Origin of the sequence: Acinetobacter sp. S4400-12 (assembly GCF_024129495.1) — a bacterium.
Taxonomy (GTDB): Bacteria; Pseudomonadota; Gammaproteobacteria; order Pseudomonadales; family Moraxellaceae; genus Acinetobacter; species Acinetobacter lwoffii_C.
In genome coordinates this window covers 1-6,996 of record NZ_JAMXYB010000055.1, presented here as the reverse complement: position 1 = coordinate 6,996, position 6,996 = coordinate 1, and the positions used below count along the sequence as shown (strand labels likewise).

The 6,996-nt window shown below is 34.7% G+C and carries 4 protein-coding genes; 2 read left to right on the top strand and 2 right to left on the bottom strand.

Annotated elements, in window-relative coordinates; translation table 11 throughout:
* Window positions 1–128: 128 nt before the first annotated feature.
* Both NI461_RS13525 and NI461_RS13520 read right to left on the bottom strand, forming a co-directional pair.
* Window positions 129–1,214, bottom strand: a complete 1,086-nt coding sequence (locus NI461_RS13525) for a ThiF family adenylyltransferase (RefSeq protein WP_253157697.1) — start codon at window positions 1,212–1,214, stop codon at window positions 129–131.
* Window positions 1,198–2,238 carry a ThiF family adenylyltransferase gene (locus NI461_RS13520; RefSeq protein ID WP_253157696.1) on the bottom strand — a complete coding sequence of 347 codons (1,041 nt, stop codon included), beginning with the start codon at window positions 2,236–2,238 and terminating at the stop codon, window positions 1,198–1,200. The genes NI461_RS13525 and NI461_RS13520 overlap by 17 nt, the downstream gene beginning before the upstream one ends.
* 75 nt (window positions 2,239–2,313) lie before the next feature.
* Here NI461_RS13520 and NI461_RS13515 point away from each other — a divergent pair.
* Both NI461_RS13515 and NI461_RS13510 read left to right on the top strand, forming a co-directional pair.
* A protein-coding gene (locus NI461_RS13515; protein WP_125825069.1) for an IS3 family transposase occupies window positions 2,314–3,461 on the top strand; the annotation gives its coding sequence in 2 pieces (ribosomal slippage) (window positions 2,314–2,560 and window positions 2,560–3,461; 1,149 coding nt in all).
* A gap of 180 nt (window positions 3,462–3,641) precedes the next feature.
* Window positions 3,642–6,920, top strand: coding sequence for an AAA domain-containing protein (locus tag NI461_RS13510; protein WP_253157694.1), 3,279 nt, complete (start codon window positions 3,642–3,644; stop codon window positions 6,918–6,920).
* Window positions 6,921–6,996: the final 76 nt, after the last annotated feature.

Here is a 6,996-nt window from a genome sequence, read left to right as displayed (position 1 = left end):
AATTAGGTCGTCCTCATACCCAAGTTGTCACTTGAATTCTGTTCAAATGAGCAGAGTGTTGTCTTTTAAATCTTTGTGCAACAAAGCCATTATGTGTAGTAATACCTTGGATTTCAATATAGTTCATATTAGCTTGCTCCACACCATTCGCAATTTGGATCTTTTGCTATTTCTCTAATAGTAAAATTATTTTTCTCAATACTAAATTCAATACGCCGGTTTGATTGCTGTAAATATTCATATTTTTTAATTAATACTTTAAAAGCATCTAAAGCTGCTAGACTGGACGCAAGACCTGAAAGTGGTGGATAAGATCCTAATTTTCTTCCTTCGCGATGTAATTTTTTTACACCTTTTAAATCAATAAGATTTTTTTCATATAATGCTTTTTCAAAACATTTAAAACATGCTGTTAAATTTGGAATTATTGTTTGTCCAATTAGTGTGAGATGAAGATTGTAACCACCGCCTACTATATGTGGAATATTATTCTCCATTGCGTATTTAGCAATTAATTTACTTGTATAATCAACACTTGGTTGATCGGCACAATTAATAATTAAGTCTATATCATCATCTAAACTATTTAATTTGAAAAAACCATCATTCAATAAACAATGAATGGTTTTTATTTCAATATTGTTATTTATTTCTTTTAGATGCTCAGCTAAAACATTTGCTTTTTTCTCACCAATATTTTTTTCAAAATAATGCTGTCTATGTAAGTTGCTTATATCAACCACATCGGAATCAACAAAAATAAATTTTCCTACCTGTACTTTTGCTAGATAGGTGGCAATATAGCTTCCTACTGCTCCCACACCAATTATCATAACTTTAGATTTTTTTAAATTTTCTATAGCATTAATAACTTCACTGGTAGAATGAAAATAATCTTCTAGTATGTTTATTAATCTATAATTATCTTTAGTTAAACTAAGGGGGTAAGGTAGGTCTTGTTCAATTAGAATAAATTCTTTTTTTAGAAAACTACTTAGTGTTTTTAATTGATCTAGATCAATTAAATTCATTTTATTACAAATATCTTGAAGAGAATTACTACCATTAAAACTTTGTAATAATTCCAGAATTTTATTGCTGTCAATTTTTAAAACTAGGCTTTCTCTTATATTAGCTCTAAAAAACTCTACAGAGTTTGCTTTGGGGATCACACCTACACTTTGTCGAAATCTAAGATTATTTGTTGCAGACATTGCATTCCTCCTGACGCGACAATACAAATTCGGTCATAACTCCATGGTTTGGTAAATATTCATATCTAATCGGTGTATGATCGAAAGAAGAATCTTCGCATAGGAATTGTAGTATTTTTATGCAACTAAGATTTGCCGAAAAACCACTCATCATAATAAGTCCTCCGGCTCCACCTACTGTGTAGTTATTCTTAGAATCAAGTTGAGTGTCTTCCACAATCACATCTGAAGCATTTATATAGCTATAAGTGGGTTTCCAGCCTTCCAATGCTTTAGTAAAAGTCCGTTGTGAACAATCTATACATGGGGTAAAGGGTGGGTTGATTAGTTCGCCAGAACTCATAAGATGGGCATCAAAGCCCCCAGCAACGTATAGAGGTATTTTAAAATGGTGTAAATACCTACCGACTTTTAATGATGTATGTCCGATATATGGTTCATCACAGCTATTAATAACTAGATCTACTTTATTATCAATCCATTTTGATAAATCAGTATTTGGTAGTAATTTTTCATTAAACGTTTTGATACTTATTCTATGATTAATCTTTGTCAAATATTCTGATAAAGCTTGAACTTTTGGATGACCAATATTTTCTTTTGTCGCAAATAAGTGAAGATCAATATTACTCTTTGTGATTTTTTTAAAATCTACTAATGTTAAGGAGTGTACTCCAGCTCTTACTAAAATTTCGGCAATTGTCGATCCAATTGCACCACAACCGAGCAATACGATATTTTTTGAAGCCAATAGTTTTTGAGTTTCTGCTCCTCTGCGATCAAGAATCATATCATCAAAGTAATTAATTTGACGATCATAACGCTGATCAATATCAATATCTAAAGTTGTATCTACTAGTAAATGTTCATTTGATAAATAAGTTATTAGTTTTTCTGCATCTTCATTAGAAAACTCGCCGAGTTTATTAAGGATTTCAATTACAGATTTTTTACCATCCAATAGCGCTAAAAATTCGGCCACATTCTTTTTAGTAATTATTTCGACTCTTTGTCTAGTTGTCATCTTATGAAAGGTGAATAGCCACTAATTTTGTAGACACCTTTTAGTTAGATAAAATGGCTAATTAACGAGGTGCTTATGAGCAGTAAACGATATCCTGAAGAATTCAAAATTGAAGCAGTAAAGCAAGTTACCGAGAAAGGTTATAGTGTGGCCGAGGTTGCTGCGCGTTTAGGTACAACTACACATAGTTTATATGCCTGGATTAAACGCTATGATCCTCAACAACCCAAAGTTACTCAATCAGCAGATCCAACTGCAGAGCTAGCAAAGCTCAGAAAAGAACTGCAAAGAGTAACTGAAGAACGGGACATCTTAAAAAAGGCCGCGGTGTACTTCGCAAGCCAGTCCAAATGAGGTACGCCTTTATTCGGGACAACCAGCATATATGGCCGATCCGTCGTTTGTGTTCAACTCTAGATGTTCATCATAGTGGTTATTATGCATGGCTAAAGCAGCCTATCAGCAAGACAGCCCAGAAACGGCAACAACTTTCAGGACTGATTAAACAGTTTTGGTTAGAATCTGGTGGGGTTTACGGCTATCGCAAGATTTACTGTGATCTGAAAGATGTTGGTGAGAATTGTGGGATTAATCGAGTGCATCGGTTGATGAAAGTTGATGGACTTAAATCACAGCGTGGCTATCGCAAACCTAGAACTCATGCAGGTACTCCGTCGGTTGTTGCTGCAAACACTTTAGACCGCCAATTTAATCCAGCACAGCCGAACCAACTATGGGTGACTGATATTACCTATATTCGTACCCATGAAGGATGGCTATATCTCGCAGTGGTAATCGACCTGTTCTCACGACTTGTAGTTGGCTGGTCTATGAAATCCAGAATTACGACAGATCTGGTTTTAGATGCGTTATTAATGGCTCTATGGCGGAGAAAACCACAGAATAAAGTTCTGATTCACTCTGACCAAGGCAGTCAATATACGAGCCATGAATGGCAAACATTCCTTAAGCAGCACAATCTGGAATGTAGTATGAGTCGCAGAGGAAATTGCCATGATAATGCTGTTGCTGAGAGTTTCTTTCAGTTGTTAAAGCGAGAAAGAATTAAGAAGAAACTATATGCATCAAGAACTGAAGCTAGGTCTGATATCTTTGAATATATTGAGATGTTCTACAATTCAAAACGCAGACATGGTTCCAATGGTCAGCGTTCTCCATTAGATTATGAAAAGGCCCATCAAAAGATGGTTAGGTGTGTCTAGAATTTTGGTGGCTATTCATTCTCAACAGACCCTAGTATCCCAGACAAATTTCATATCCACAATTTAGGTTATTTATTGTTTTAATTTTCAAACATATATATTTATAATAATGGTCACTTGAAAAATTATTTTTATGATTTTAAAGATTTTTTAATGATAATTTCGTTATGAGAAAAAAATATGGCTACACTTTTTTGGAAACTTTCAGATCGTGAAACTAGACTTGAACAAAATATTACACATATTTTAAAAGCTAAACCAAGCCTCGAACCTTTATTTGAAAATGTAGCTTCAGACATAAGCACACATTTTTTGAATATTTTTTTCCCATCTATGCCAACAGTGTGTTATGTCGCAAATTTGTCTTTACAGGATAAATCTGCACAACGCATTAATTTAGCTATTCGTATCCCTCAACATCCTGCTTTTAGTGCGTATTTAGATGAACACAGTTCATTAGTTGTGATTGGTTACTGGGGGACTCGTTCTTCCACACCTTATTTAATCCCAGAAAGCGTAATAATTAGCCATAATAGTGAACACCCTACTAACTATGAACATGAATTAGAGTGTGAATATCAGTTTTTGGGGGAAGGGGAATATCCCTCTCGTGGTATCCAAAATGTATTAACACCACAACTTGTAGAAGAATTACCTAAAATTTCTGTTTTAGCTAATGAGCGTTTAGAAGAGTGGCGTAAATTTTTGGGCTTTAAAAAAGAACTGATTCGGCAAAAATCAGTAGGTTTGCGTTATTTAACAATTAATTATGATGAACAAAAACATATTTTTAAATTGCTTGCGATTGCTAATAGTCAACAAGATTTTGAGCTTGTACGTAGAGCCTTAGCACGAAAAGACCTACAATTATTTGATCTAAATACCTCAACTGATCCATGGAAATTTGAATTACCGAGCTTAGAAGATAAACGTCAAAATAAGCAAAAGGTAAAATTTGAACTCGGACAATTTAAACGTGGTAAAAATGCTTTCTGTTTACTGAATCCAGATGAAGTAAAGAATGTTTTTCAACATATAGATTTAAAAGATATACCTTTTTCAGCACCTGTATTTGCATGGCTGAATATTGAGCCCACAGAAGATTGGAAAAATAAAGTCACCAATTTGGTACCTGATCAATCTGATGAAGAAGCCATTCTACAATATAGAGAAGATATTAAAGAAATGCTTGAAACAGTACCAAGCACAGGTTTCGTATCTTTTGCTTTAATTGGTGATTGGTCATTGGTAGATCGTCAGGATAGGATCCTGCGTAATTTAAAGCAAAATGAAAATTGCTATGCACCATATCTATCAAGTTATTTATTTGATATCACGCAAGCACAATTACCTAACTTACTTCCTGAAATTAAAGAATGGTTTAATTCTAACTTAAATAATGCACAAAAGCGTGCAGTGCAAAAAATGCTTGCTGCACCAGACTTATGTTTAATTCAAGGCCCTCCAGGTACAGGTAAAACCACAGTTATTGCTGAAGCTATTTTACAGCTAGTAAAACAGGGTAAAACCATTTTGCTTAGTAGCCAATCACATGATGCTATTGATAATGCGCTATCACGTATCACCAATCACCCTTCATTACGTGCGGTTCGTTTAGCAAAACAAGGGCGTGGGCGAGATAAAATTACCGAAGAAGGTAAACTATTTTCAGGTGAGCAAGCCTTAGCACGTCATTATGAGGCATTGAGCCATGATATTCAGGTACGTTTTTTAACGCCATTGCAACAGCAGGAAGCACAAATTGATGCGTTAAAAACATGGTTAAATCAAGCTGAGTTTTTACAACTCGATGCACAAAAGCTTGAACAACAACGTCAAAGTATCAAACAACAAGGTATTGAAAAGCGTCAGCAACAACAACAAGCACAAAAGGCTTTTCAACAACAGCAACTCGAGTATCAAGTGCATGAACAACGACTAGTAGAATTACAACAGTTGCAAGATTTGTTAGCAGGGCAAAGTATTGTACCTCCAGGTCTTGTTTTACCCGATATGATTAAAAATATTGCAGGTCGCTTATTTGAATTAGACAACTATCAGGTTCAATTGCCATTTCAAATTGCTGATTTTCGCTTTTATCCAGAATCACAAGCTCAAATTTTGATGGCATTATTAGATGTTTGGCAAAATATTCATAGTAGCTTTGAGGTGATGGAGCAGGATATTACTCGCTTGCAACAAGCAGGTCAGGGTGGTCTTACGAGTATCGAGACACAGCTAAAAGTTCAACAACTACAACAAGAAATTGAACAGCTTGCTAATCAAATGGATCTAGATGATAGCGAAGAAGTTTCTAATTTATGGCGTCTAAAACGTCGAGAAGTAAATCAATTAAAGCAACAAAGTGGTGGTTTAACCCACGAATGTTACCAATTATTTAAGGATAGAGATCAATTCCTCAATATTAAAAATGCACAATCTACTGCAATGTTATTAGCTGAGCGTTTTGAGAAATTTAAACAATTTGGGCAATGTCTTAATGGTCAGATTACAGAAGCAAGCCAAAGCTTAACTGCACAAATGCAAGCATTTGAGATAAATGTACCCGATAATGCACCGATCAAACAAATTGAACGTGAAATTCAAAACCTACTTGATCAATACAAAACGACCGAAATTCAATTGCAAAAACAGCAAGATGCTGAACAACAACATTTACAGCAACAAAATTTTCAAAATACCTGTTTAAGTGAATCAATTAAATCTACTCAAAATCATATTTCGTATTTACAGCAACAATATCAGGATAGCAAAGCACAAAACCAAAATTGGCATGGTTTATTTGAAGACTGGGTGCAGTCTCTTAATAATCCACAACAGTCAAAATTGGATTGGGAACTAATGAGTCAGGAATATACCCAAAACTGTAATTTAGTGGCGATTTCTTGTAATGAAAATTCACGTACCTTACAAGATGCAGGTATTGATGGCTTTGATGTGGTGATTATTGATGAGGTATCTAAAGCTACCCCAATTGAGCTGTTAATGCCACTTATGCGTGCCCGTAAAGCTATTTTAGTGGGTGATCATCGTCAATTACCTCCAATGTTCCAAGAAGGCCAAGATGCTACTGAAACATTTGAAGATTTAGTAGAAGTAGAAGATGAAAATCAAGATCGTTCAAATTTACTCACAAAAGACAATTTCAAACGCTATGAAAAATTAGTTACTGCATCATTATTTAAAGAGTTATTTGAAAAAGCACCTGATGTGTTACGTGAACGTCTCACCACACAATTTCGTATGCATCCTAGCATTATGAAAATGATTAACTATTTTTATGATGGGCAACTTACATGTGGTAATCCTGATGCACAACGTGAGCATCAAGTCGTTTTAAAATCAAAGCTTAATACTTTAGTGGATGCTAATAAGCATTTGCTTTGGGTGGACACTTCAAATGATGAAAAAGGTGTGTCTTACGTAAGCGTCCGCTGAACCCCACTTTTTCTAACTCATTAATACCGCGATAGTGTCCACTTAAATTTAAGTGGACACCTATTTATGGATTTAA

Excerpts from the sequence above, each read along its gene's own strand:
- NI461_RS13525 (WP_253157697.1), bottom strand. The coding sequence starts at position 1,214 with ATGTCTGCAACAAATAATCTTAGATTTCGACAAAGTGTAGGTGTGATC.
- NI461_RS13520 (WP_253157696.1), bottom strand. The coding sequence starts at position 2,238 with ATGACAACTAGACAAAGAGTCGAAATAATTACTAAAAAGAATGTGGCC.
- NI461_RS13510 (WP_253157694.1), top strand. The coding sequence starts at position 3,642 with ATGGCTACACTTTTTTGGAAACTTTCAGATCGTGAAACTAGACTTGAA.